The organism is Rhizobium ecuadorense, assembly GCF_001187535.1.
Classification (GTDB): Bacteria; Pseudomonadota; Alphaproteobacteria; order Rhizobiales; family Rhizobiaceae; genus Rhizobium; species Rhizobium ecuadorense.
This window is the reverse complement of sequence record NZ_LFIO01001107.1, coordinates 179,745-205,816: the sequence shown is the minus strand read 5'-3', so window position 1 is coordinate 205,816 and position 26,072 is coordinate 179,745. Positions and strand designations below refer to the sequence as shown.

General features: G+C 61.7%; 23 protein-coding genes and 1 pseudogene. 13 read left to right on the top strand and 11 right to left on the bottom strand.

What is annotated here, in order from left to right; translation table 11 throughout:
* Positions 1–146: 146 nt before the first annotated feature.
* From AF337_RS23180 to rfbA, 5 genes are read left to right on the top strand one after another with little or no spacing between them, the layout of a single operon-like run.
* Positions 147–2,123, top strand: coding sequence for a hypothetical protein (locus tag AF337_RS23180; protein WP_049733987.1), 1,977 nt, complete (start codon positions 147–149; stop codon positions 2,121–2,123).
* Positions 2,124–2,147: 24 nt separating this feature from the next.
* Positions 2,148–2,726 (top strand): dTDP-4-dehydrorhamnose 3,5-epimerase, encoded by a 579-nt coding sequence (gene rfbC / locus AF337_RS23175; RefSeq protein ID WP_049733986.1) that lies wholly within the window; start codon positions 2,148–2,150, stop codon positions 2,724–2,726.
* Between the two features lie 6 nt (positions 2,727–2,732).
* A complete protein-coding gene (gene rfbB / locus AF337_RS23170; RefSeq protein WP_049733985.1) occupies positions 2,733–3,788 on the top strand; it encodes a dTDP-glucose 4,6-dehydratase in 1,056 nt (351 codons plus the stop codon).
* Position 3,789: 1 nt separating this feature from the next.
* Positions 3,790–4,677, top strand: coding sequence for a dTDP-4-dehydrorhamnose reductase (rfbD, locus tag AF337_RS23165; RefSeq protein WP_049733984.1), 888 nt, complete (start codon positions 3,790–3,792; stop codon positions 4,675–4,677).
* Between the two features lie 10 nt (positions 4,678–4,687).
* A complete protein-coding gene (gene rfbA, locus AF337_RS23160; RefSeq protein WP_049733983.1) occupies positions 4,688–5,557 on the top strand; it encodes a glucose-1-phosphate thymidylyltransferase RfbA in 870 nt (289 codons plus the stop codon).
* 46 nt (positions 5,558–5,603) lie between these two features.
* Here the strand turns inward: rfbA and AF337_RS23155 are convergent, their stop codons facing one another.
* From AF337_RS23155 to AF337_RS23125, 7 genes are all read right to left on the bottom strand, one after another.
* Positions 5,604–6,215 carry a riboflavin synthase gene (locus AF337_RS23155; RefSeq protein WP_049733982.1) on the bottom strand — a complete coding sequence of 204 codons (612 nt, stop codon included), beginning with the start codon at positions 6,213–6,215 and terminating at the stop codon, positions 5,604–5,606.
* The gene (gene ribD / locus AF337_RS23150; RefSeq protein WP_049733981.1) at positions 6,215–7,342 is read right to left on the bottom strand and encodes a bifunctional diaminohydroxyphosphoribosylaminopyrimidine deaminase/5-amino-6-(5-phosphoribosylamino)uracil reductase RibD; all 1,128 of its coding nucleotides are present in this window, start codon (positions 7,340–7,342) and stop codon (positions 6,215–6,217) included. Before ribD ends, AF337_RS23155 begins: the two co-directional genes overlap by 1 nt.
* A gap of 3 nt (positions 7,343–7,345) precedes the next feature.
* Positions 7,346–7,822 (bottom strand): transcriptional regulator NrdR, encoded by a 477-nt coding sequence (nrdR, locus tag AF337_RS23145; RefSeq protein WP_003547190.1) that lies wholly within the window; start codon positions 7,820–7,822, stop codon positions 7,346–7,348.
* Positions 7,823–7,831: 9 nt separating this feature from the next.
* Positions 7,832–9,130, bottom strand: coding sequence for a serine hydroxymethyltransferase (glyA, locus tag AF337_RS23140; protein WP_049733980.1), 1,299 nt, complete (start codon positions 9,128–9,130; stop codon positions 7,832–7,834).
* Between the two features lie 217 nt (positions 9,131–9,347).
* The gene (locus tag AF337_RS23135; RefSeq protein ID WP_049733979.1) at positions 9,348–10,649 is read right to left on the bottom strand and encodes a L,D-transpeptidase family protein; all 1,302 of its coding nucleotides are present in this window, start codon (positions 10,647–10,649) and stop codon (positions 9,348–9,350) included.
* 442 nt (positions 10,650–11,091) lie between these two features.
* On the bottom strand, positions 11,092–11,607 hold the full coding sequence (gene ldtR, locus AF337_RS23130) for a transcriptional regulator LdtR (protein ID WP_003574072.1): 516 nt from the start codon (positions 11,605–11,607) through the stop codon (positions 11,092–11,094).
* 129 nt (positions 11,608–11,736) lie between these two features.
* On the bottom strand, positions 11,737–12,174 hold the full coding sequence (locus AF337_RS23125) for a DUF6163 family protein (protein ID WP_049733978.1): 438 nt from the start codon (positions 12,172–12,174) through the stop codon (positions 11,737–11,739).
* A gap of 219 nt (positions 12,175–12,393) precedes the next feature.
* Between AF337_RS23125 and hemB the strand changes: the two genes are divergently transcribed.
* The 5 genes and pseudogenes from hemB to AF337_RS23100 all read left to right on the top strand — a co-directional run.
* Entirely contained in the window at positions 12,394–13,407 is a 1,014-nt protein-coding gene (gene hemB, locus AF337_RS23120) for a porphobilinogen synthase (protein WP_049733977.1), read from the top strand.
* A gap of 180 nt (positions 13,408–13,587) precedes the next feature.
* Positions 13,588–14,046 carry an RDD family protein gene (locus tag AF337_RS23115; protein WP_003574079.1) on the top strand — a complete coding sequence of 153 codons (459 nt, stop codon included), beginning with the start codon at positions 13,588–13,590 and terminating at the stop codon, positions 14,044–14,046.
* Between the two features lie 206 nt (positions 14,047–14,252).
* On the top strand, positions 14,253–15,029 hold the full coding sequence (locus AF337_RS23110; protein ID WP_049733976.1) for an arginyltransferase: 777 nt from the start codon (positions 14,253–14,255) through the stop codon (positions 15,027–15,029).
* Positions 15,030–15,908 carry a DMT family transporter gene (locus tag AF337_RS23105; RefSeq protein WP_049733975.1) on the top strand — a complete coding sequence of 293 codons (879 nt, stop codon included), beginning with the start codon at positions 15,030–15,032 and terminating at the stop codon, positions 15,906–15,908. It abuts the gene before it with no gap.
* A gap of 16 nt (positions 15,909–15,924) precedes the next feature.
* Positions 15,925–16,202 (top strand): annotated as a pseudogene (locus AF337_RS23100) (type II toxin-antitoxin system death-on-curing family toxin); the annotation flags it as partial.
* Here AF337_RS23100 and AF337_RS23095 read toward each other — a convergent pair.
* Entirely contained in the window at positions 16,192–16,650 is a 459-nt protein-coding gene (locus AF337_RS23095; RefSeq protein ID WP_049733974.1) for an SRPBCC family protein, read from the bottom strand. The pseudogene AF337_RS23100 and the gene AF337_RS23095 sit on opposite strands and share 11 nt — an antisense overlap.
* Positions 16,651–16,845: 195 nt before the next feature.
* The gene (gene parC, locus AF337_RS23090; RefSeq protein WP_049733973.1) at positions 16,846–19,101 is read right to left on the bottom strand and encodes a DNA topoisomerase IV subunit A; all 2,256 of its coding nucleotides are present in this window, start codon (positions 19,099–19,101) and stop codon (positions 16,846–16,848) included.
* Between the two features lie 234 nt (positions 19,102–19,335).
* Between parC and AF337_RS23085 the strand changes: the two genes are divergently transcribed.
* The gene (locus AF337_RS23085) at positions 19,336–20,523 is read left to right on the top strand and encodes a YdgA family protein (protein WP_049733972.1); all 1,188 of its coding nucleotides are present in this window, start codon (positions 19,336–19,338) and stop codon (positions 20,521–20,523) included.
* 87 nt (positions 20,524–20,610) lie between these two features.
* Here AF337_RS23085 and AF337_RS23080 read toward each other — a convergent pair whose 3' ends face one another.
* Positions 20,611–21,252: a TetR/AcrR family transcriptional regulator gene (locus tag AF337_RS23080; protein WP_082336851.1), complete on the bottom strand. Its 642-nt coding sequence runs from the start codon at positions 21,250–21,252 to the stop codon at positions 20,611–20,613.
* A 66-nt stretch (positions 21,253–21,318) separates the two neighbouring features.
* Here AF337_RS23080 and AF337_RS23075 point away from each other — a divergent pair, with 66 nt between their 5' ends.
* Positions 21,319–22,488 carry a serine hydrolase domain-containing protein gene (locus AF337_RS23075; RefSeq protein ID WP_049733971.1) on the top strand — a complete coding sequence of 390 codons (1,170 nt, stop codon included), beginning with the start codon at positions 21,319–21,321 and terminating at the stop codon, positions 22,486–22,488.
* A 106-nt stretch (positions 22,489–22,594) separates the two neighbouring features.
* On the opposite strand, the gene aspS is transcribed toward AF337_RS23075, so the two are convergent.
* Complete coding sequence (gene aspS, locus AF337_RS23070) at positions 22,595–24,385, bottom strand: aspartate--tRNA ligase (protein WP_049733970.1); 1,791 nt, start codon at positions 24,383–24,385, stop codon at positions 22,595–22,597.
* 256 nt (positions 24,386–24,641) lie between these two features.
* Here aspS and AF337_RS23065 point away from each other — a divergent pair, with 256 nt between their 5' ends.
* Positions 24,642–26,033, top strand: coding sequence for a multicopper oxidase family protein (locus AF337_RS23065; RefSeq protein ID WP_049733969.1), 1,392 nt, complete (start codon positions 24,642–24,644; stop codon positions 26,031–26,033).
* Positions 26,034–26,072: the final 39 nt, after the last annotated feature.

Genomic DNA, 26,072 nt, shown 5'->3' with positions numbered 1-26,072 from the left:
ACGGCTTAACCTGTTCCCAGGCTGACCAGCGAAATTCCTGCCCAACAGTGTGGCGCAAGCTTCACGTCCAATAGTCGACACCAGAACCAGCCCGAATGCCGTTTCGTGAATCACGAAAACGGTAGCCATGCGCGAAGGACGACGCCTTGACGATCAATCAGCCCATTTCCTCTTTGCCGGCCGGTCTTCCCAATCTGGCGCTTCTCACGGAGAAAGCGGCCGGCACGGGATCCGTCATTATCTATCAGCCTTACCTCGATCCTTCGCAACGCAGCCAGCTCGACGCGGCGGCCATGCCGTTGGACATCTCGTTCAATACGCAGGCGACGACCCGCGAATACGAACTCTTTCTCACGCTGCATCAGCATCATGAGGCGATCGGTCTCGGCGACGACGTGTTCTGGGGGCTGCTTTCGAGCAAATTCGAGATGAAGTCGGTGACGAGCTTCCCGTCCTTCGTCACGGAAGCGGAAAAGGCCAGGGCGGAAGGTGCGGACGCCTATCTTTACAATCCGCTGATCGGCCACGCGGCGATCTACAGCAACGTCTGGGAACATTCGCTGCTTGGCGGTCATCCCGGCATGGAGCCGATCTTCCTGCATCTCCAGGAGCTCGGCTATCCGATCGCGCCGCCGCAGGACAAGATTGCCTTCCTGTTCTGCAACTATTTCTGCGGCAACCGGAAATTCTGGTCCGGGTATTTCGCCTTTTGCGAACGCATTCTCGAATCGCTGGAAAACCAGGCGCGCGCCGGCACTGCGGCGGGCAACGCATACTCCGGTACGGCTCACTACTCACGCGATGCCAACGCGAAGATGCGCCCCTTCGTGATCGAGCGTCTGCTCGGCCTTTATGTCCAGCAGGCTATTGCCTCCGGATTGAAGGTCGCTGCCTTCGTGCCGACCCTTGCCGATTTCGAATGGAAGTTCGGCGTCCGCCTCGGCCGGGTGCTGCATGGCCTCTTCGCCGCCAAGGAAGCCTTTCTGCGGAGTCCTGAAGATGCTCTCCTCAACGCGTGGCAGCAAGGCCGCCAGCCGCTCATCAAGCAGCCGCATCTGATCTGGGGGGCCGATGATCCGCCCGGCTGGATGCCGCGCGGCCAATTTATCGGCGGCCGCGAATTGATGCGCGCCTATGCCCAGCAGCCTTCAGGCGCCGCTCCGGTGTCGCAGCAGCCGCTACAGACGGAAAGGCCCGCTATACCGGCCGCGCCGAAGATCGAGCAGTCGCTCCGCAACCTGTTGCAGCCCTTTGCCGGCGGATGGCAGGCACACAAGGACCGTCATTGCATCTGGATCGTGACGCCCGAAAACTACAATCACAGCCACGCCTTCGACGAAGTCGCGCTCGGCCTGCAAGGCGCCTTCGAGGAACTCGGCGGCTCGGCGCCGATCGTCCGCGACATGAACGCCTTCGCCGGCCGTGCGCCGATCATCTATGGCGGCAATCTTCTCGCCGCCGAAATCGTCAGCCATCTGCCGAAGGACAGCATCCTCATCAATCTCGAGCAGGTGTCCGAAGAAAGCAGTTGGATCAATTCGCGCTACACCTCGGTCCTAAAGTCACTTCCGGTTCTCGACTACAGCCCGCGCAACCGGCAAAATCTCGCCGCCAAGGGCATCGATCACGCCGGCGTGCTCGAAATCGGCTATAGCCGCTGCCTCAGCCAGATAAGCCACGCCGCCGTCAAAGATATCGACGTGCTCTTCTACGGCTCGATGAACGAACGCCGCCACCATATTCTGAAGACGCTGAAGGACGGCGGGCTCAAGGTCGCGCATCTCTTCAACATCTATGGTGCGGAACGCGATGCGGCCATTGCGCGCTCCAAGATCGTGATCAACATCCATCATTATGCGAGCGGCGTCTTCGAGATCGTGCGCATTTCCTATCTGCTCGCCAATCGCGTCTGCGTGCTGACGGAAGGCGACATCCGCGATCCGGACCTCCAGCCCTTCATCGGCGGCTTGGCAATCGAGCCTTATGACGACATGATCGAGCGCTGCTACAAGCTGGTCGCAGATGCCGACGAGCGCGATGCCATTGCCGCAGCAGGTCTTGCCGCCATGCGGAGCCGCTCGCAGGCGGACATGCTGATGAGCGTCATGAAGGCGGGCGCCTGATGAAGGCCACAGAAAAGGTACGTCATGCGCATTGAGACCGCGGCCATCGAGGGCATCGTTGCAATCACCCCGCCACGCTTCGGCGATCACCGCGGCTACTTTTCCGAGGTCTTCAAGGATGCCTGGTTCCGGGAAAATGTGGCCGACGTCACATTCATCCAGGACAATGAATCGCTCTCGGCGCAGGCCGGTACCGTCCGCGGGCTGCATTTCCAGATCCCACCCTTCGCACAGGGCAAGCTGGTGCGCTGCCTTGCCGGCCGGATCATGGATGTCGTCGTCGATATCCGCGTGGGATCACCGAGCTTCGGCAAATGGCTCTCTCAGGAGCTCTCGCCGGAGACCGGCACGCAGCTCTGGATACCGGCCGGTTTCGCACACGGTTTCGCAACGATCGAGCCGAACAGCGTCATCAGCTACAAGGTAACCGCGCCCTACAGCCCGCAGCATGATCGGGGCATCGCATGGAACGATCCGGCGATCGGCATTCGCTGGCCCTTCGATGAGAGAGAGATGGTATCATCAGACAAGGACAAGACACTGCCGCGGCTCGCCGATCTGCCAGGCCATTTTTCCTATACAACACAGCAACCCCAGGATTGATCGACGATGCGCATACTGGTCACGGGCGGAGCGGGTTTCATCGGATCGGCATTGGTGCGCCATCTCGTCAGCGAGATCGGCGCCGAGGTGCTGAATGTCGACACGCTGACCTATGCCGGCAATCTGGAATCGCTGAAATCCGTCGAAGCGGCGCCGAATTATCAATTCCTGCGCGCCGACATCTGCGACAGCGCCGGGATGCAGGAAGCATTCGCGTCCTTCCGTCCGGACATTGTCATGCATCTCGCGGCAGAGAGCCATGTCGACCGCTCGATCTCGGGCGCGGCCGATTTCATTCAGACCAATATCGTCGGAACATTCAGCCTGCTGGATGCCGCACGGCACTATTGGGATGGGCTTGACGCTCGCCGCAAGAGCGCCTTCCGCTTTCTGCATGTCTCGACGGACGAGGTCTACGGCTCGCTCGGCGACGAAGGCCTCTTCGAGGAGACGACGCCTTACGATCCGTCCTCGCCCTACTCCGCCTCCAAGGCTGCGAGCGACCATCTGGCGATCGCCTGGCACCGCACCTACGGCCTGCCCGTCGTCGTCTCCAATTGCTCCAACAATTACGGCCCGTTCCATTTCCCGGAAAAGCTCATTCCGCTGATGATCCTGAACGCACTGGAGGGTAAGCCTCTTCCGGTTTACGGCAATGGCGTGAATGTCCGCGACTGGCTCTATGTCGAAGACCACGCCCGCGCGCTCTTCACGATCGCATCCAGAGGGCGCCCTGGCGAAAAATACAATGTGGGCGGCCGCAATGAGCGCAGGAATATCGATGTCGTTCATCGCATCTGCGCTATTCTCGACGGCGTCTACAGTGACAAGGCACCGCATGCGCGTCTGATCACCAATGTCACGGACCGCCCCGGACACGACGCACGCTATGCGATCGATGCCTCGAAACTGGAAGGCGAACTCGGCTGGAAGGCGCAAGAGACCTTCGAAACCGGCATCGAGAAGACCGTGCACTGGTATTTGGAAAACGAATGGTGGTGGAGGCCGCTGCGCGAAAAAGTCTACTCCGGCGAACGCCTCGGCGTTGTCAAGGGGCGATAGGATGCGCATTGCCGTCACCGGCAAACAGGGCCAGGTCGTTCAGTCGCTGCTCAGACGCGGCGGCGAAACGGGCGTCGAAATCAGCGCGGTCGGGCGCCCGGAAATGGACCTCGCGAATCCTGCAAGCATCGCAGCCGCCTTCTCGGCCCTGCGCCCGGATGTGATCGTCTCGGCCGCCGCCTATACGGCGGTCGACAAGGCCGAGAGCGAAGCCGAGCTTGTTTTTGCCGTCAACGCAGCGGGTGCCGGGGCGGTTGCCGAGGCTGCCGCGCGGATCGGGGTCCCGGTCATCCACATCTCGACCGACTACGTCTTCAGCGGCGACAAGGCCTCCCCCTATTCCGAAGAGGATGCGACGGCGCCGATCTCCGTCTACGGACGCTCAAAGCTCGCTGGCGAGACGGCCGTCGCGGCGGCGAACCCGAACCATGTCATCTTGCGCACCGCCTGGATCTACTCGCCCTTTGGCACCAATTTCCTGAAAACCATGCTGCGGCTTGCCGAGACGCGCGATCATCTTCGCGTTGTCGCCGATCAGACAGGATGCCCGACTTCGGCACTCGACATCGCCGACGCGATTCTTGCGATCGCAACCCGTGTTGCAGCGGACCCCGCGCCATCACTCCGCGGCACCTTTCACCTGACCGGCAGCGGCGAAGCAAGCTGGGCCGATTTCGCCGAAGAGATATTCGCGGAGCTTTCTAAATCCGGCGGCAAAAACGTCGGCGTCGAGCGCATCCCGACGGCGGACTATCCGACACCGGCGAAGCGTCCCGCCAATTCCCGTCTCAACGGCGACAAGCTCGCCAGGACATATGGAATCCGGCTCCCCGAGTGGAAGCAGTCTATGACAATTGTCATGCAAGACCTTTTGAACAAGGGTCTTTAAGGAGATGGGCATGAAGGGCATTATTCTCGCCGGCGGCACCGGCACGCGTCTGCATCCGATCACGCAGGCGATCTCGAAACAGTTGATGCCGGTCTACGACAAGCCGATGATCTACTATCCGCTGACGACGCTCATGCTCGCCGGCATCAGGGAGTTGCTGATCATCACCACGCCTCACGACGTCGAAGCCTTCAAGCGCCTTCTCGGCGACGGCTCGCAATGGGGAATTTCGCTGAGCTATGCCGTACAGGCGAGCCCGGACGGTCTCGCCCAGGCCTTCATCATCGGCGCCGACTTCGTGCATGGCGACAGCTCGGCACTCGTTCTCGGCGACAATATCTTCTACGGGCACGGACTGCCGGAAATCATGAAATCCGGCACGGGTCGGCGGGAAGGCGCGACGGTGTTCGCCTATCACGTCACCGATCCGGAACGCTATGGCGTCGTCGGCTTCGACGAAAAGATGAATGCGCTGTCGATCGAAGAGAAACCGAAAGAGCCGAAATCGAACTGGGCGGTGACCGGCCTCTATTTCTACGACCAGCAGGTGGTCGATATCGCCGCCAATCTGAAGCCGTCACCGCGCGGCGAATTGGAAATCACCGATGTCAACCGCACCTATCTCGAACGCGGCCAGCTTTTCGTGGAACTGATGGGCCGGGGCTATGCCTGGCTCGACACCGGCACGCCTGATAGCCTGCACGATGCCGCCGCTTTCGTCAGCACGCTGGAAAAACGCCAGGGCTTCAAGATCGCCTGCCCCGAAGAAGTCGCCTGGCGCATGGGCTACATCTCGCAGGGCGACCTCGCCAAGCTCGCGGAGAAGCTCGGCAAAAGTGCCTACGGCCAGTATCTGAGGAAGCTATCCCCGGATTGGTGAGATATCTGGCCGACGCGCCCCCTGGAAACCGGTACAGGTTTTCGATTCAGGCGCTCGGGAATTCGGCCAGCCGGGCGGCGTAACGCGCCATGGTGTCGACTTCGAAATTGACGAAATCACCGGCCTTGCGCTCTCCCCAGGTGGTGACCTCGAGCGTGTGGCGGATGAGCAGGACGTCGAAATCCGTGCCGTCGACCGCGTTGATGGTCAGCGAGGTGCCGTCAAGCGCGATCGATCCCTTGGGGGCGACGAATTTCGCCAAATGTTCAGGCGCCCGCAGGCGGTAACGGGTGGCGTCGCCCTCCGATGTTACCGAGAGGATTTCCGCCTTGCCGTCGACATGGCCGGAAACGATGTGGCCGCCGAGTTCATCGCCGATTTTCAGCGACCGTTCGAGATTGATGCGGCTGCCTTCCCGCCAGGTGCCGATCGTCGTCAGCCGCAGCGCCTCTTCCCAGGCCTCGACCTCGAACCAGCGGCCGTTGCTGCCTTCGTTAGGAAGCGCGGTGACGGTGAGACAAATTCCGGCATGCGAGATCGAGGCGCCCATGTCGATCGTCGTGGGATCATAGGCGGTGGCGACCCGCAGCCGGATGCCTTCCTTCAGCGGGGAAACGGATTCGACCGTGCCGACATCCGTGACTATTCCGGTAAACATCAAAGCCCTCTTTCGTATTCGTCCAGGCGATCTTCGCCGAACATCTGCGTGCCCGTATGGGCAAAACCCGATGGTATGTCGGTTATCTCAAGCGGCGATTCAATACCGCCCTCGCCGATCACGACAGGCGCCTGGTAAAGCTGGATGCGATCGACGAGGCCAGTCTCGAGGAAAAGCCGCGCCGTCTTGGCGCCGCCTTCGACCAGAAGCGAGGAAATACCACGTGTTGCCAAGGCCGGCAGCAGGATTTCCGGATGATAGGGATTGCAGTAGACGATCTCGACACCGGCGGCTTCGAGAGCGGTGCGGCGGGATTCGAGGTCCGAGCGAGTGGGCGGGGCACCCCCCTCTGACCCTGACGGCGAAATCTCCTCACTCGCCACCACGATGACAGGCACCTCCCGCGCGGTCGCAACCAGCTTGCTGGTCAGCGGCAAGGCCAGCAACGGATCGAGCACGATGCGGATTGGCGACTGCGCCTCCAGACCTGGTGTCCGCACCGTCAGCAGCGGATCATCCGATATCGCTGTGCCGATGCCGACGAGGATCGCGTCGGTTTCGGCGCGCAGCGCCTGCACCTCGGCGCGGGCCTCCGGGCCGGTGATCGCCACTTGACCCTCCCCCTCGCGACCAATCATGCCATCGGCCGAAACGGCAAGTTTGAGAGTCACATAAGGCCGGTTCTTCGTCTGGCGGGTGAGGTAGCCGGCCAGTGAACGCCGGCCTTTCGCCTCCAACACGCCGGCATCCACCTCAATGCCGGCTTCCCGCAGCATGGCGATCCCGCGGCCGGAGACGCGCGGATCGGGATCGGTGACGCTGATGACGACGCGGGCCACGCCAGAGGCGATCAGCGCCTCGGAGCAGGGCGGCGTCTTGCCGTGATGCGAGCAGGGTTCGAGCGTGACATAGGCGGTGGCGCCGCGGGAAAGTTCTCCTGCCTCGGCGAGCGCCTGCGTCTCAGCATGCGGGCGGCCGCCGACGGCGGTGATCGCCTGGCCGACGACGACGCCGTCCTTGACGATCAGGCAGCCGACGGACGGGTTGGTGGCGGTGCGGCCGAGATGCCGGCGCGACAGGCGGATCGCCGCCGCCATGAAACTCTCGTCATGCGGCGTGACGCTCATGGCTCACCTGTCCAGCGGGTCGCGGGCGATCTTGGCGTTGATTTCGGAAATGACCTTCTCGAAATCCTCGGCAAGCGAGAAATCCCGATAGACCGAGGCGTAGCGCACGAAGCCGACATCGTCGAGGCTCTTCATGGCTTCCAGCACCTGCAGCCCGATCTGCTCGGAAGAGATTTCGGTCTCGCCGGAGCTTTCAAGCCGGCGGACGATGCCGGAGACGGCACGCTCGATGCGGTCACGCTCGACAGGCCGTTTGCGCAGCGCCACTTCGAAGGAGCGTACCAGTTTGTCGCGATCGAAGGGCACCTTGCGGCCAGTCTTCTTGATGACCATCAGCTCGCGCAACTGCACGCGCTCGAAGGTCGTAAAGCGGCCGCCGCAATCCGGACAGATACGCCGCCGGCGGATGGACGTGTTGTCCTCCGCCGGGCGCGAATCTTTGACCTGAGTATCTTCCGAACCGCAATAGGGGCAGCGCATCGCTACTCCTTATCCCATGTAGTCATACATTGGGAAGCGGTCTGTGAGGTTGACCACCTTGCCGCGCACGGCGGCTTCGACGGCGGCATTGCCTTCATCCGAGTTGGCGACCTTCAGGCCGTCGAGAACCTCGACGATGAGATTGCCGATTTCGCGGAATTCAGCTTCCTTGAAGCCGCGGGTCGTGCCGGCCGGCGCGCCGAGGCGCACGCCGGAGGTGACGAAGGGCTTTTCCGGGTCGAAGGGAATGCCGTTCTTGTTGCAGGTGACGTAGGCGCGGCCGAGAGCTGCCTCGGCGCGCTTGCCGGTGGCGTTCTTCTTGCGCAGGTCGACCAGCATCAGATGGTTGTCGGTGCCGCCGGAGACGACATCGAGGCCACCAGCGATCAGCGTTTCGGCCAGCGCCTTGGCGTTCTTGACGACCTGAGCGGCGTAGTCCTTGAATTCCGGCTGCAGCGCCTCACCGAAGGCGACGGCCTTGGCGGCGATGATGTGCATCAGCGGACCACCCTGCAGGCCCGGGAAGACGGCCGAATTGAACTTCTTGGCCAGATCCTCCTCATTGGTGAGGATGACGCCGCCGCGCGGGCCGCGCAGCGACTTGTGGGTCGTGGTCGTCGCGACATGGCAATGCGGGAACGGCGACGGATGCTGGCCACCGGCAACGAGGCCGGCGATGTGAGCCATGTCGACCATCAAATAGGCGCCGACCGAGTCGGCGATTTCGCGGAAACGCTTCCAGTCCCAGATGCGGGAATAGGCGGTACCGCCGGCGATGATGAGCTTCGGCTTGTGCTCTTCGGCCTTGCGGGCGACGTCATCCATGTCGAGCAGGTTGTCGCCTTCGCGCACGCCGTAGGAGACGACGTTGAACCACTTGCCGGACATGTTGACCGGCGAACCATGGGTGAGGTGGCCGCCTGAATTCAGGTCGAGACCCATGAAGGTGTCGCCCGGCTGCAGCAGCGCCAGGAACACGGCCTGGTTCATCTGCGAGCCGGAATTCGGCTGGACGTTGGCGAAATTCACACCGAACAGCTTCTTGGCGCGCTCGATCGCCAGTTCCTCGGCGATATCGACGAACTGGCAGCCGCCGTAATAACGCTTGCCGGGATAACCCTCGGCATATTTGTTGGTCATGATGGAGCCCTGGGCTTCCAGCACGGCGCGGGAGACGATGTTCTCGGAAGCGATCAGTTCGATCTCGTGCCGTTGGCGACCGAGTTCCTTTCCGATCGCGCCGAAAATCTCAGGATCGACGTCCGCAAGCGAGCGATTGAAGAAGGATTCGGTGGAAGCATTGGTCATGGGCGGGCTCCTCAACTGGAATGCGCTGAGGTATTATCCTTCCCCTGTGGCAAGGGCAATACGAAGAACGACATTTGCTGAGCAAAGCGCGCGCTCCCATCATTTTGCGACAGCGCGGCACCGGTAATTGAGAACTACGTTACCGAGCGCCCTCCCAGGGCATAAAAAAACCGCGCCGGGAAGGCGCGGTTTGAAGATGCGATGCAGACGTCGCCGCTTATTGGACCGGCTGTTCCATGCCGGCCGTGGTATCGAGCGCCAGCTCGGCATTGCCGTCCATCTGGTAAATGTCGTCGCGGAACTGGACGATGCCGTCGGGCATGCCCCAGGCGGAGATGTAGACGAAATAGACCGGAACTTCCGTGCCGAGTTTGATCGGCGTGTTGACGCCGGTTGCGATCACCTGCTCCATCTGCTGGCGGTTCCAGCCGGGGGTCTCGCGCAAGAGCCAGTTCGACAAGTCGCGCACGTTCTGGACGCGGACGCAGCCAGAGGATTCGAAGCGCATCAGCTTGTTGAACAGGCCCTGCTGCGGCGTGTCGTGCATGTACTCGCCGTTCTTGTTGTAGAAATTGATCTTCGTCGAGGCCATAGCGTTGGTCTTGCCGGGGTCCTGGCGGAACATCAGGTTCGGCGCCTCGCCGTTCCAGTCGATGGTCTCGGGGGCAACTTCGTTGCCCTTGCCGTCGATCAGGCGGATGGCGTTCTTTTCGAGATAGGTCGGATCCTTGCGCATCAGCGGCATGATATCCTTCTCGACGATCGAGCGCGGCGAGGTCCAGTAGGGGTTGAGGATGACCTCGTAGATCTTCGAATTGACGAGATGTGTCGGACGGCTGAGACGGCCGACAACCGCGGTGTGGCGCGTCGCGACAGTGCCATCCTCGACAGCCTCGACATAGGCAGCCGGGATGTTGACCATCACGTGGCGGCGGCCGAGATCCTCGGGGAACGTCTGCAAGCGGATGATGTTGGTGTTCAGCTGCTGCAGGCGGACATCGGCGGGGATATTCATCGCCTTCAGCGTGAATTCGCCGAGCACACCATCGGACGGCAGGCCGTGGCGGGCCTGGAAGCGCTTGACGGCGCCGTCGACATAGGAATCGAAGGCACTCGACATGCCGGCCTCGCGCGGCAGGTCGCCGGTGATCGCCAGGCGCTGGCGCAGCGCCTGGACTGCGGGATGGCTGACGCCGAGCTGCAGCTTCTGGTCACCGGGATTGACTTCAGGCCAGCCGCCGGCAGCCGCGATCTGCTGATACTGCATGACCGCCTGCTGGGCGCTGGCGAGCGATTGGGGACCGAGGATCGGCGTATTGGAAACGACGGCGCTTGCCGTGCGCGAAGCCGCCTTGGCATCGAACTGGTCGTCCCAGTTGCCGCGGCGCGGCGCATTGATCAGCGTATCGATCGCCGATTGCGCGAAGGCCGGCGCGGCAATCGCGCTTACGCCAACCGTTGCCGCGGACGCAAGGAAAGCGCGGCGCGAGAGAGCTTCATTTCCGTTTTTCTTCGACATAGTCCCAACCACTGAATGCGGCGATAAAGAGAAGCCGCGGCTCTTTGCGATATTTCTGCGCTCTAACGCAGATCTCTGTGCATTTGTTGTCCCGGCAGATCAAAACTTTCCGCTTGCCCCATCACACGTTTGCGATGCGACAGGCTGAACATTCCTGATCGGTCCATTGAAAGCGCCGGTTGTTAAGCCTTCCGCTGCCACACCAATATGGCCAATTCGTGTTGCCGGGCCGGAAGACGGATGCCGGCTACCGGAAACGCGACACAACGAACCATATGACGGGCTAAACCGTGCCGGTTAATAACGGCTAAAAAACGGCTTGGATACGGGAGATAATGCTTGGGCCGCCTTGCGTTGCAAAGATGCCACGCGGCGCCAACGGCAAAACCGGACGCGCAGGGACACGTCCGGTTTTCTGCAACCCTGATGGAGGTCCAGGGTCTTAGAGGCGATACATGATCGAGTCGTTCCAGAAGCGGTCGAGGCGCTGGAGCAGCTTGTTCATCTGGGTGAACTCGTCGGTGCCGATGCCGCCGACCTTGTCGATCGAGGTGATGTGGCGTTCGTAGAGTTTGGCGACCGTTTCGGCGATGTCCTGGCCGGTTTCGGTCAGGCTGATGCGGACCGAGCGGCGGTCGATGCGCGAGCGCTGGTGGTTGATGAAGCCGAGGTCGACCAGCTTCTTGACGTTGTAGGAAACGTTGGAGCCGAGATAGTAGCCGCGCGAGCGCAGCTCGCCGGCGGTCAGTTCGGAATTGCCGATGTTGAAAAGGAGCAGCGCCTGGATGGCGTTGACGTCGCTGCGGCCCTGACGGTCGAACTCGTCCTTGATGACGTCGAGAAGACGACGGTGAAGACGTTCAACAAGATGAAGGGATTCCATGTAAAGATCACGGATGCCCTGGTCCTGCTGGTCACGGAAATTCGATACCGCCTGCGGCTTGATTTTCGTATTCATATTGACTGCCTCACTGTTTGTTTGGCGGTGTCGTTTTCTTCCCGCCTTGAGTGAGACCCTATCGAATACATATAAAATTCGACTTAAACCGCAGGCTTAACGGAGCCTTACTGGAAACCCCACGTTGTCTCAGGGTAAATCAACACTTACCTGGCGGCGGTGGCGGCGCTTTTCCAGCCAGAGCAGCAGGCGGAAAATCCAGTAGACGACGGCGACGATCAGATGCAGCAGGATGATCAGCTTGTTGGGGCCGAAAATATCCGGCAGCAGGCCATACATCAGGATTTGTCCGCCGGCGGCCAGCACCCAGATGACCGGCCCCCAGGAGACGGTCAGCCAGAGGCCGAGGGAAGCGACGGGAAAAAGCACGGCAAGACTGGTGCTCGCCACCTTCCACGGCAGGCTCAAAAGATCGAAGCGGCCGGCGCCGACCAGCGAATAGCCGACGAGCATCGCCCAATATTGCAGGCCGAACCAGAAGCAGGAAACGGCAACCAGCCTCAGGAAAAGAATGAAGAGTATATCCGCCAGCGTGCGTTTCGGTATCGTCGGGGAATCGGTTTCCATAGCGCAGACATCGGTTTGGGGTTGCATCGTCTCAAAGAGCGCCGCGCATCTGACGACGTACAAGGACCCTCTATCATATTGCATTCGCGCGTAACGCAGAAAATCGATTGCGGGTTATACGCCTGAGGTTTTCCGCCGCGGCCAATCGTCCGGTTTGGATTTTTCGGGCGTCATGATAATGAGCGCTCCGATAAATGGAATGGGCCAGGGGCAGATATCATGCAGGATAGGACGCATCTCGTCGACGACATCACCGGCCATCGCCGGATGCGGCGCAACCGCAAGGCGGACTGGACACGCCGGCTGGTGCAGGAAAACCGGCTGACGGTCGACGACCTGATCTGGCCGATCTTCATCGTGCCGGGTTCCGGCATCGTCGATCCGATCCCGGCCATGCCGGGCGTCAACCGCATGAGCATCGACAAGGCGGTCGAAGCGGCGCGCGAGGCGGCCGGCCTCGGCATTCCCGCACTCGCGACCTTTCCGAATATCGAGATGGAACTGCGCGACGAGACCGGCTCGAACAGTCTCGAAGCCAACAATCTGATCAATCAGGCGACGGCGGCGATCAAGAAGGCGGTGCCCAATATCGGCGTCATCACCGACGTCGCGCTCGATCCCTTCACCAGCCATGGCCATGACGGAATTTTGAGAGACGGCGAGATCGTCAACGACGAGACGGTCGATCAGGTGGCGCGCGCCGCGGTAATGCAGGCGGATGCCGGCGCCGACATCATTGCGCCGTCGGAGATGATGGACGGACGCATCGGCGCGATCCGCATGGCGCTCGATGCCGCCGGCCACCAGGGCGTCGGCATCATGAGCTATGCGACGAAATTCGCCTCCGCCTTCTATGGCCCCTATCGCGAGGCGATCTCGACGGGCGGGCTGCTGAAAGGCGACAAGAAGACCTATTATATCGACCCGGCCAACGGCACCGAGGCGATCCGCGATGCGGCCCTCGACGTCGAGGAAGGCGCCGACATGCTGATGGTCAAGCCCGGCCTGCCCTATCTCGATATCTGCTGGCGGATGAAGGAAGCCTTCGGCCTGCCGACTTTCGCCTACCAGGTTTCCGGCGAATATTCGCAGATCAAGGCGGCGGCGATGAACGGCTGGATCGACGGCGAACGGGCGATGCTCGAAACGCTGCTGTCGTTCAAGCGGGCGGGATGCGACGGCATCCTCACCTATTTCGCGGTCGAGGTGGCAAAAATCCTCGCGAAACGGTGATTGCGAGCATGATGCCGAAAAGTGTATGCGGTTTTCGAGTGACATCATGCTCTATTTCTTCGATTTAGATGCGGATGTTTCAGGCCGATCCGGCCTGAAACATCCGCATCTAGGAAGAATTATTGTATTTTGTCCTGCCGATACCATATCTGCGGCATCGCTTTTCCGCAGGAGATTGAGATGAGCTACAACCCCAATCCGCTTTATGCCGCACCGGAGGACTGGCGCGCCTATAGCGGCGTGTTGAGCCGCCGTGTCTTCGCCTTCATCCTCGACTACCTTATCGTGCTGCTGCTGTGCATCCCCGCCGGGATCGTGCTGTTCTTCCTGTCGATCGTCACGCTCGGGCTCGGCTTTCTGCTCTACCCTGCCCTCTTCGTCATCGTCGCCGGCATCTATTTCGGCCTGACTGTCGGCGGGCGGAGCCAGGCCTCGCTCGGTATGCGCGCGATGGGCATCGCCATCGTGCGCGTCGACGGCCGGCCGATGGATTTCCTGACGGCGATCGTGCATCTGGCGCTGTTCTGGATCCTCAACTCGGTGCTGACGCCGCTCATCCTGCTTGCCGGCCTGTTTACCGAGCGAAGCCGTCTCATCCACGACCTGCTGGTCGGGACAGCGACGGTTCGCACTGCCTGAGTGTCGGATTGAGACCACGGGCTAAACCCTTAAGCGGAGACGAAATAAAGTCTCCGCTTTCTCTTTGCCCGAGGGTGCCAGCGCTCCATATCTAAAATTAGAAGACCGAAATGAAGGGCGAGAACCGCCCCGCTGTTGACGTTTTTTATTCTTAGGTCATGCTGTCAAGAAACAGCACAGTCTCGACAAGGAAATTTCCGCGACAGATGAATACGCAGACAACGCCATCCCCGCAGTTTTATCTGACGGCTCCGGCTGCGTGTCCGTATCTGCCGCATGAGATGGAGCGTAAGGTGTTCACCCATCTGGTCGGCCCGCGCGCCGCCGAGATGAACGACATCCTGACCCAGGGCGGTTTCCGCCGCTCGCAGAATATCGCCTACCGCCCTGCCTGCGAATCCTGTCGCGCCTGCGTTTCCGTGCGTATTCTCGCCCAGGAATTCGAGCCGACGAAATCGATGAAGCGGGTGCTTGCCGCCAATTCCGACGTCATCGCCACCGAATTCACGGCCCAGCCTTCCAGCGAGCAATATTCGCTTTTCCGCCGCTATCTCGATTATCGCCACCAGCAGGGTGGCATGTCCGACATGACCGTGCTCGACTATGCGATCATGGTCGAGGACACGCATGTGAACACGCGAATCGTCGAGTACCGCCGGCGTGAAGAAGGCTCCGGACTGGAGCAGCGGCCGAAGGGCGAACTGCTTGCTGCCGCGCTGACCGACACGATGAGCGACGGGCTATCGATGGTCTATTCCTACTTCAATCCCGATATCGAGCGGCGATCGCTCGGCACCTTCATGATTCTCGACCATGTCAGGCGCACGAAGGCGCTCGGCCTGCCGCATGTCTATCTCGGCTACTGGGTTCAAGGGTCGCGAAAAATGGACTACAAGACACGCTTCCAGCCGCAGGAGCATCTGACCCCGCGCGGCTGGGAGCGTTTCGATCCCTCATCCATGCCTCAAAGCCCCCACGACTGAATGTCCGCTCTTTCCGATCATCGGAAGGGCCTGCTGCTGACGGCGATCGGCGGGCTGGCGCTTTCCATGGACATCCCGCTCGTCCGCCTGGGCGGCGGAGACGTCTGGTCGATCCTGGGAATACGAAGCGCAGCCACGGTTCTCGCCACGCTCGTCATCCTTGGCGCAATGCGCCTTGCCTCGGGCAAATGGCCGATCCTCGTTCCTGGACGAGCCGGCCTGTTCGCCGGTCTGCTCTACGGCCTCTCCTCCCTCACCTTCGTGCTGGCCATCTTCAACACGGCCACAGCCAATGTCGTCTTCATCGTCGCCTTCAACCCGATGTTCGGGGCGCTTCTTTCTTGGATTTTCCTCAAGGAGAGACCGCAGGGCGCAACGCTGATCGCCATGTTCTTCATGATCCTCGGCGTCGGACTGATCGTGCGTGAAGGGCTTTCCAGCGGGCATTTTTTCGGCGATGCCATGGCGCTTCTCAGCGCGCTTATTCTTGCCGCAGCCATCACGATCGGGCGTGCCTCGCGCCGGGAAATGGGCTTCGTGCCGCTGCTAGCCGCCATCCTGCCGGCCGCGCTCGGTCTCGCGCAAGCTCTGCCGTCAGGGCTTTCCATCGCCCATCCCGGCTGGATCCTCTTGAATGGCGCCATTGTGATGCCCGTCGCCTTCTGGTGCCTTGCGACCGGGCCGCGCTACCTCTCGGCGCCTGAAGTCGGCATGTTCTACCTGCTTGAAACCGTGCTCGCTCCGATCTGGGTCTGGCTGATCTTTTCGGAAACGCCGGCGACGATGACACTCGTCGGCGGCGGCATCCTAGTGGCGGCGATCGCCGGGCATTGTTTCTGGATGGTGCGGGGAAGCAGCATCCGGCCGTTGGCGGAATAGGCGTTGTCGCCTACCTCTCGCGCGGCCGACGCACAAAGCGCATTATGGCTGCGACAACGTCATAGAACTCGCCGCCGCGTATCTCTTTGGCCTTGCCCGCAACCACGCCTTCATCGACGGCAACAAGCGGATCGCGATCGTAATCGCAGGTGTGTTCCTTCTCGAAAACGCTACGAGATCGAAACGACCGACGCCAATCTCTACGCCTTCGTGCTTGCCGTCGCAGCCGGCGAGATCGATGAGGAAGGTGCTACCCGCTTCCTTCGCGACTTCAGCGTGCCGCTCAGCCCGTAGGCTTCAGTTGCTGCTGTTCCAACTCGCGGCCAAGTCCTTCGACCACGTGCGCCCAGCCTTGCCGGGTCTTCTCCTCGTGTTCGGCCCATTCGGCGCACATTTCGTGGGTCAGCGTCAGTCGGCTGCCGCCAGCGAGAGGCTCGATGTCGATTTCGACGCGGTCGCAATTGTGGTCGTGGTCCTCGACGGAAAAACTGAAGACCATGCGTTGCGGGCGCTTCAGCTCCAGGAAGACGCCCTGGTGAAAGGCGTCGCCGGTGGGGCGGCGGTCGACGATGAAGAAACGGCCGCCGACATGCGGATCGATATCGGCGCGGATGACATGACCGTCATCGGTGGCAAACAGGAAGCGGCGGGCGATTTCAGGGTTGAGCCAGGCGTCGTACACGACAGCAGGCGGCACCCTGTAGGTGTGGCTGACATGCAATTTGATGGTGCTGGCGGGCATCGATTTTCCTCCGGTAAACGGCGCCTTCTCCAAGCGCACGGGCCATAGCCGTTCCATCCGCCCGCGGACCGGCCTTCTCTTATTTTGGGTAACAGCAATGAGATAGAGAAGTTCCAGCGCCCGCCAAGAGACGAGCGTGGAATTTTTATGCCTGTCGTTATTCCCGAACCGCAGCGCATGTCCGGGCGAAATGCATTAGCCGGCGAACTTACCGCTGCGCGGAAAGCCCTTCGGCACGGTGCGGCCGGCGGTGGCGCGGTCGGACAGCCATTCGGCGAGCTCGTCCTTGTTCTTCGTGAAGGTGCGGCCGGCGCTGTCTTCCCAGACGAGGCCGTCCGATATCGCGAAGCAGCGGACGTCGGAAATGCCGCCATCCTTGTAGCGCTGCAGACGCACGCCCTTGCCGCGCGACATTTCCGGCACCTGCGCTAAGGGGAAGACCAGCAGCTTGCGGTTTTCGCCGACGACAGCGACATGATCGCCGCCGACGGGCACGAGCAGCTGCGTTTCCTCGGGCAGCGCCACGTTCATGATCTGCTTGCCCTTGCGGGTGTTGGCGACAAGCTCAGCCTCCGGTACGACGAAGCCGTTGCCGGCTGTGGAGACGATCAGCTGCTTGCGCGAGGGATCGTGGACGAAAGCGGTCAGCACCGCCTGATCGTTATCCATGTCGACCATGATGCGCAGCGGCTCGCCGTGGCCGCGGCCGCCCGGCAGCTTGTCGCCGCCAAGCGTGAAGGCCTTGCCGCCTGTGGTGACGATCAGGATCTTGTCCGTCGTCTGCGCCGGGAAGGCCACCTTCAGACCATCGCCTTCCTTGAAGGTCAGCGTCGCGGTGTCGGCAATATGACCCTTCAGCGCACGAATCCAGCCCTTTTCGGAGATGACGACAGTGATCGGTTCCTTCTCGATCATCGCCTGCTGGATGGCTTCCTCGTCGGCCTCAGGCGCGTCGGCAAACTGGGTCCGGCGGCGGCCGACCTCGGTCGCCTTGGCGAATTTCTTCTTCACCTCGCCGATTTCCCAGGCGACCGTCTGCCACTGCTTGTCGTCGGAGGACAGCAGCGCTTCGATCTCGCCCTTCTCCTTGGTGAGTTCGTCGAATTCCTTGCGGATCTCGAACTCTTCGAGCTTGCGCAAGGCGCGCAGCCGCATGTTGAGGATCGCCTCGACCTGAATATCGGTGAGATCCCAGCGCGCCATCATCACAGGCTTCGGCTCATCCTCCTCGCGGATGATCCTGATCACCTCGTCGATGTTGAGATAGGCGATCAGAAGACCGCCGAGGATTTCGAGGCGCCTTTCGATTGCCGCCAGGCGGAAGCGGGAGCGGCGCTGGAGGACTTCGCGGCGGTGATCCAGCCACTCCTTCAGCACTTCGTTCAGCGCCATGACCCGCGGGATGCGGCCCATGGAGAGCACGTTCATGTTGAGCGGGAAGCGGCTTTCCAGCTCCGTCAGCTTGAACATCGATTCCATCAAGATCGTCGGATCGACGCTGCGGGTCTTCGGCACCAGGACGACACGGATGTCCTCGGCCGATTCGTCGCGGATGTCTTCCAGGAGCGGCAGCTTGCGGGCAATCAGCAACTCGGCGATCTTTTCGATCAGCCGCGACTTCTGCACCTGGAAGGGAATTTCGGTGATGACGATCTGGTAGCCGCCGCGGCCGAGATCCTCGGTCTGCCATTTCGCCCGCACGCGGAAACCGCCGCGGCCGGTGCGGTAGCTCTCGATGATGCTGTCGCGGCTGTCGATGATGATGCCGCCTGTGGGGAAGTCCGGGCCGGGAATGAACTCGACGAGCTTTTCGACCGTCGCATCCGGATGTTTGATCAGATGCAGCGCGGCGTCGCAAAGCTCGTGCGCATTGTGCGACGGGATCGAGGTCGCCATGCCGACGGCAATACCGGAAGAGCCGTTGGCGAGCAGGTTCGGGAAGGCGCCGGGAAGGACGGTAGGCTCGGAATTCGATTCGTCGTATGTATCACGGAAATCGACGGCATCCTGATCGATGCCTTCGAGCAGCAGTTCGGAGACCGCCGTCATCTTCGATTCGGTGTAACGCATGGCGGCGGGGCTGTCGCCGTCGATATTGCCGAAATTGCCCTGGCCGTTGACCAGCGTGTAGCGCTGCGAGAAGTCCTGGGCGAGACGGGCAAGCGCATCATAGATCGACTGGTCGCCGTGCGGATGGTAGTTACCCATCACCTCGCCGACGATCTTGGCGCATTTCCTGAAGGCCGAAGTCGGCCTCAGCCCCATCTCGTTCATCGCATAGACGATGCGGCGATGGACGGGCTTCAGCCCGTCGCGAACGTCAGGCAGAGCGCGGTGCATGATGGTCGACAGCGCATAGGCGAGATAGCGCTGCTCGAGCGCCGCCTTGAGGTCGACCGGCTGGATGTTGTCGTCGTCTCCGCCGGAAGGCGGCAAAATCTCTTGTCCCATAGGTTCTGACTAGCCCAGAAGCGGCTGGCGGGCAAGGAATCCAGGCCATTGCAGCTGTGGATGAAGTCTTGGCACCGACATCAAAGGATGAGACAAACGTGCGGCCGCAATTTGGACTTCGTTTGCCGTTCCTTTCAACGGAAATTTAGAAGTCCGCAAATATAAAGCAGGCCCAATCCGTAGTAGCGTAACTGCAGATTTCCAACCGCCACACGCCACCAGAGGAATCACCCCATGAACATTTACCGGACAACGCGGCTGATGCTGTCGGGCGCCGCCTTTTTCTCGCTCGCCGGCTCGGCTTTCGCTCTCGACGGCACCGATCTCTTGAAGAAGATCAATGCCGCCTATGCCGCCCAGGGTGGGACGATTGCGGCTGAAAGCGTCGATATCGACGGCACGACCGTCACGTTGAAGAATGTCACCGTCAAGCCGACCGGCAGCGAAAGCCTACCCATCGGCGAAATCACACTTTCCGGCGTCGAAGAAGACGAAGACGGCGGCTATTACATCGAAGAAGCAGCCTTTCCCGACATCAACAAGACGCAGGACGGCGTCACCGTGACGGCGCAGGAGCTGACGCTCGGCGGCATCTCCGTGCCGGCAACGCCGGGCGGCGACACGCTCGACACCATGATGCTCTATGAAACCGCGCATATCGGCCCGGTGAAGGTGGTCAAGGACGGTGCGGAAGTGTTCTCGCTGCTCGAAAGCAACATGAACCTGACGCTGCGCGAGGACGAATCGGGCTTCGATTTCGACGGCGCCTTCAAAAGCATGAAGGCCGATCTCACCAAGACCGAGGATGCGCAGAGCAAGGATGCGATCGAAAAGCTCGCCCTGCAGCATGTCCAGGGCGACATCACCATGAAGGGCGCTTGGGAACTCGCCCCCGGCACGATCGACATTTCGGAATTCGCCTTCGACTTCACCAACGTCGGCAAGCTGAATCTCGGCTTCAAGATTTCGGGCTACACGATGGCCTTCATGAAATCGATGCAGGATGCGATGAAGGAATCCGAAACCAACCCGAACAAGGAGCAGTCGCAGCAGGCGCTCGGCCTCGCCATGCTCGGCCTGATGCAGCAGCTTTCCTTCGAAGCGGCGCAGGTGCGTTTCGACGATGCCTCGATCACCAAGCGCGCGCTTGATTATGCCGGCTCGCAGCAGAACATGTCGGGCAAGCAGATGGCGGATTCGCTGAAGGCGATGACGCCGATCATGCTGGCGCAGCTGAACATCCCGGAACTGCAGAACGCCGTTTCGGCTGCCGTCAACACCTTCCTCGACGACCCGAAGAGCCTGACCGTCAAGGCCGCTCCTGAGAAGCCGGTGCCGTTCCCGACGATCGTCGGCGCTGCCATGGGCGCTCCGAACACGCTGCCGCAGGTGCTCGGCGTCAAGGTTTCGGCCAACGACTGATCGTTTCAATCTGACGACAAAAGGCCCGGCAGCGTGTGACCGACCCCAGTAGCTGGTGTCAGTCACACGCTGCCGGGCCTTTCCTTTTCAGACGCGGTGGCGGGCGACTTCGGCAAGGGCGAAGCTTGCAATCTCAAGCAATTCCTCAAGCGATGCGCCGTCCCTCGCCTGCACGGACATGCCCTGGACGATCGCGCCGAGGAAGCGCGCCAGCGCGCGAGGGTCAGTATCGGCCCTGATGTCGCCCTCGCGGATGCCGCGCTCGATCCTTGCCGCATAGGCCTCCAGCGACCGACGGCGCAGCGCCGCGACATGGTCGGCAATGACCTCGTTCTCGCTGGCGCAGTTCAGCACGGCCGTGGAGATCATGCAGCCTTTCGGATGTTCCGGGGCCGAAAACCGCGCGGCCGAGCCCCGCAATATCCGCTCGAAGGCGGCGACGGTATCGATCGGCTCGCCGAGCGCGGACGAGGTGTCGGCGCCCAGCGCTCGGTATTGATCCAGCGCCGCACGATAGAGATCGGCCTTCGAATTGAAGGCGGCATAGAGGCTTTGCGGCGTGATGCCCATGGCCGCCGTCAGATCGGCGATCGAGGCGCCCTCGTATCCATGCGCCCAGAAAGTCTCGCGGGCGGCCGACAGAACCGTCTCGCGGTCGAAGGCCGGGGGACGGCCACGGCGGCGAGCGGAAGGATTTTTTATCTCTGGACTATTTTTCACAACGATCACTCTAGAAATTCTGACGCACCTGTCTAATTCAGGAATGGTCATTGTGATTATAGAAGGTTTGATCTGATGAGTCTTCCCCTCGAAACGGCGAATGCCGACAGGCATTCATCCCTTGGCGCGGCTGTCGACGCCGCAATCACAAGCGCGCTTGAAGAGAAGCGCTTGGTCGGAGCGGTGGTGCTCGTCGCCCGCAACGGCGACATCGTCCATCGCCGCGCAGCCGGCTTCGCCGACCGTGAAAATAGGCAGGCGATGCGTGAGGACACCATCTTCAGGCTTGCCTCCATCACCAAACCGATCGTCACCATCGCCGCAATGCGGCTCATCGAGGAAGGCAGGATTGGGCTCGACGAGCCGGTGACAAGATGGCTGCCGGATTTCCGGCCGAGGCTACCTGATGGCAGCGAAGCCACCATTCGCATCCGCCACCTGCTGACCCATACGTCCGGGCTCGGTTACAGCTTCTCCGAAGAGGACGGCGGTCCCTATATCAGCGCCGGCATTTCCGACGGCCTCGACCAACCGGGACTGCGGCTCACCGAAAATCTCCGGCGGATCGCCAGCGTGCCGCTGCGTTTCGCGCCAGGCAGCGACTGGCAATATTCCCTTGCCATGGACGTTCTCGGCGGCGTCATCGAGGCGGAAACCGGCGTGCCGTTGGCTGAGGCCGTTGCCGAACTGGTGACAGGACCGCTCGGGCTTGCCGACACGGCCTTTTCGGTTCGTGACCGCAGCCGGCTTGCAGCCGCTTATAGGAACGCATCACCCGAACCGGCGCTCATGGGCGAAGATGCGGTGGTGATATCGCAGATGGGCCCCATCCGCTTCGCGCCGAACCGCATCTTCGATCCCGCCTCCTATCATTCGGGCGGCGCCGGCATGGCGGGAACGGCTGGTGACGTCCTTTCCGTGCTCGAAACCATCCGTAGGGGTGGCGCACCGCTGCTCTCCAGCGAAACCGTACGGATGATGACGACCGATCAGGCCGGCGGCCTTCGCCAGCAGCACGAACATGGCTCCGGTTTTGGCTTCGGCTGGTCTGTCATCACCGATCCTGCTGAAGCCGGCGTCCCCTTCCCCCGTGGCACGTTGAAATGGGGCGGCGTCTACGGCCATAGCTGGTTCATCGATCCGGTGAACCGGCTCACCGTCGTCGCCCTGACGAACACGACGCTGGAGGGCATGTGGGGTAAGTTCACGCTCGATCTGCGTGAGGCGATCTACGCGGCCTTGTGAACGACAGCAAAAAGCCCGACGATTTGAACTGCACCCGAAAGTTGGGCACCAACTTTCGGGGCAGTTCAGAGGTCGCCCGGCTTCTTTAGGTTCAAATCAGACGAACTCAGTCCTTCTTGACCGGCGGGATCGGCCGGATCGAGAGTTCGCGCAGTTGCGTCGGCGTTGCCGGGCTCGGCGCACCCATCAGCAGATCCTGGGCCTGCTGGTTCATCGGGAAGAGCGAGATTTCGCGCAGGTTCTTCGCGCCGACGAGCAGCATGACGATACGGTCGATGCCGAAGGCAGCGCCGCCATGCGGCGGTGCGCCGTACTGGAAGGCGCGGTAGAGGCCGCCGAAACGATCCTCGACGTCCTGCTGGCTGAGACCGACCTTCTCGAAGGCGGCGACCATGGTTTCCGGCGACTGGTTGCGGATCGAGCCCGAGGCGATTTCGAAGCCGTTGCAGACGGCATCGTACTGGAAAGCCTTGATCGTCAGGGGATCCTGGTTCTGCAGCGCGTCAAGGCCGCCCTGCGGCATCGAGAACGGGTTGTGCGCGAAGTCGACCTTCTTCTCTTCCTCGCTCCACTCGAAGAAGGGGAAGTCGACGATCCAGCACAGCTCGAAGCGGTCGCGGTCGACGAGGTTCAATTCTTCGCCGGCCTTGGTGCGGGCCTCGCCAGCAAACTTGTAGAATTTTTCCGGCTCGCCGGCGACGAAGAAGCAGGCGTCGCCATCGCCGAGACCGAGCTGGGCGCGGATCGCATCGGTGCGCTCCTCGCCGATGTTCTTGGCAAGGGGGCCTGCGCCTTCGAGCTTGTCGTTCTCGCTGCGCCAGAAAATGTAGCCGAGGCCCGGCTGGCCCTGACTCTGCGCCCAGGCGTTCATGCGGTCGCAGAAGGCGCGCGAGCCACCGGTCTTTGCCGGGATCGCCCAGATCTGCACCTTCGGGTTGGAGGCGATCATGCCGGCGAAGACCTTGAAGCCGGAGCCGGCGAAATGCTCGGTCACCGCTTCCATGACGATCGGGTTGCGCAGGTCCGGCTTGTCCGAACCATATTTGCGGATCGCCTCATCATAGGGGATGCGCGGCCATTCCTTGGTGACCGGCTTGCCTTCGGCAAACTCCTCGAACACGCTTGTCATCAGCGGGCCCATTGTGTCCCAGACGTCCTCCTGGGTGACGAAGCTCATTTCGAGGTCGAGCTGGTAGAATTCGCCCGGCAGGCGGTCGGCGCGCGGGTCTTCGTCACGGAAGCACGGCGCGATCTGGAAGTAGCGGTCGAAGCCGGCAACCATCAGCAGCTGCTTGTACTGCTGCGGTGCCTGCGGCAGCGCGTAGAAGGTGCCGGGATGGATGCGCGAGGGCACGAGGAAGTCGCGCGCGCCTTCCGGCGAGGAGGCCGTCAGGATCGGCGTGCTATATTCGGTGAAGCCGACATCGCCCATTTCGCGGCGCATCGCCGAGATCACCTGAGTGCGCTTGACGATGTTCCGGTGCAGCGTTTCGCGGCGAAGATCGAGGAAACGATACTTGAGGCGGACATCCTCGGGATAATCCGGCTCGCCGAAAACCGGCAGCGGCAATTCCTTGGCGGCGGAGAGCACTTCGATCTCCTGGGCGTAGAGTTCGATCTCGCCGGTTGCCATCGTCTTGTTGACGGTGTCTTCGGTGCGAGCCTTGACCAGGCCGTCGATACGGATCACCCATTCGCCGCGCACGGTCTCGGCCATCTTGAAGGCCGGGCTGTCCGGATCGGCGACGACCTGGGTGATGCCATAATGGTCGCGAAGGTCGATAAAGAGAACGCCGCCATGGTCGCGGACGCGATGGACCCAGCCGGAGATACGGACGGTCGAGCCGACATCCGTCTTGCGGAGGGCGGCGCATGTGTGGCTGCGATAGCGATGCATGATCTCAAATCCTGGAATGTGGCTTAAGACGGCAGCAAGGGTTCAAAGACCCTCAAGCGCCGACAAGAAAATCGGGCGGAAAAGCGCATGGACGCTCCGATTTGTCAAGGCTTGGCGCGCGCCGCCTGCGCGTTTGGCACGCGTTTATGGCGAGGCTGGGGCCTGTATGCTGCGGCAGTTTGGCCGCGCTTCCCGTATTGATGAAGGAGCCGGTCAACTTTAAAAGGATCGGCATTCTCACTGTGGAGCGCCCCGCATGCCTCTCCTGACCCGCCGCAACCTTCTCAAGGCATCCGCCGTCGCGGGCGCCTATGGCGTCGGCATCGGCATTGCCGGCAAATTCGGGCCTGCGGAGGCAGCACCCGAGCCGCAGCTGCTGACGGCGCTCAAGACCGAGGCGATGCTGACCGAGGCGGGACCCACCCGGGATATCATGAGTTGGGGCCATGACGGCATGCCGCCGGTTCTCCGGATGACGAGGGGGCGCCCTTACGCCGCGCGGCTGAAAAACGGGCTCGACGAGCCGACGACGATCCACTGGCACGGGCTTCGTATCGACAACCGCATGGACGGCGTGCCCTTCATGACGCAGCCCTACATCTATACCGGCGACAGCTTCAATTATGCCTTCACGCCGCCCGATGCCGGCACCTTCTGGTATCATCCGCATTGCAATACGCTGACGCAGATGGGGCACGGCATGACCGGCGTCATCGTCGTCGAAGATCCGGCCGATCCTCACTTCGATGCGGAGGTGGTGCTGAACCTGCGCGACTGGCGGCTTGGCGGCGACGGGCAGTTCATCGCCGCTTTCCGGCCGCGTGACGCCGCCAAATCCGGCACCTACGGCACCGTGCGCACCGCCAACTGGCATCAGGAGCCGCAATATGACGCGCCGGCCGGCGGGCTGGTGCGGCTGCGCATCGCCGTGACCGACGTGACGCGGATCTTCTCGCTGAAGGTGGAAGGTGCGGTTGCAACCGTCATCGCAATCGACGGCAATCCGGTGCCGAAGCGTTTCCCTCTCGATCTGCTGCAGATCGGGCCAGGACAGCGGCTCGATCTTGCCGTGCGCATGCCGGATGGAGAAGGCGCCGTCGCGACACTCGAGGATATTCGCGGCACCATGCCGAAGACGATCGCCAGTCTGCGCGCCACCGGATCGTCGCTGAAGCGCGAGATCGGCGATCTCGGGCCGCTTGCCGAAAATCCGGTTGAAAAGGCCGATCTTTCCACAGCCGAGCAGATCCCGCTGGTGCTGAGCGCCACCGCAGAGAGTGCCGCGGTCGACAGCATCTGCGGCACGCTCGGCTACAGTTTCTGGGCGATCAACAAGGTGCCGTGGCCGGGCGACACGCCCGACCCGACGGCGCCACTTGCGGAACTGAAGCTCGGCAAGAGCTACGTCTTCAATCTGGAGAATGTCACGCCGCATGCGCATCCGATCCATCTGCACGGGATGAGCTTCACGGTGATCTCCTCCTCGACGCGGGAGGTGATGCCGTTGGTGTCGGACACCTATCTCATCCAGCCGGACGAGAAGGTACAGCTCGCCTTCGTCGCCGACAATCCCGGCGACTGGCTGCTGCATTGCCATATCATCGAGCACCAGAAGACCGGGATGACCAGCTACGTCAGAGTGAGCTGAGGCGGCCTTTGCCGCAGTTCGGACGTAATTCTTAGCCAG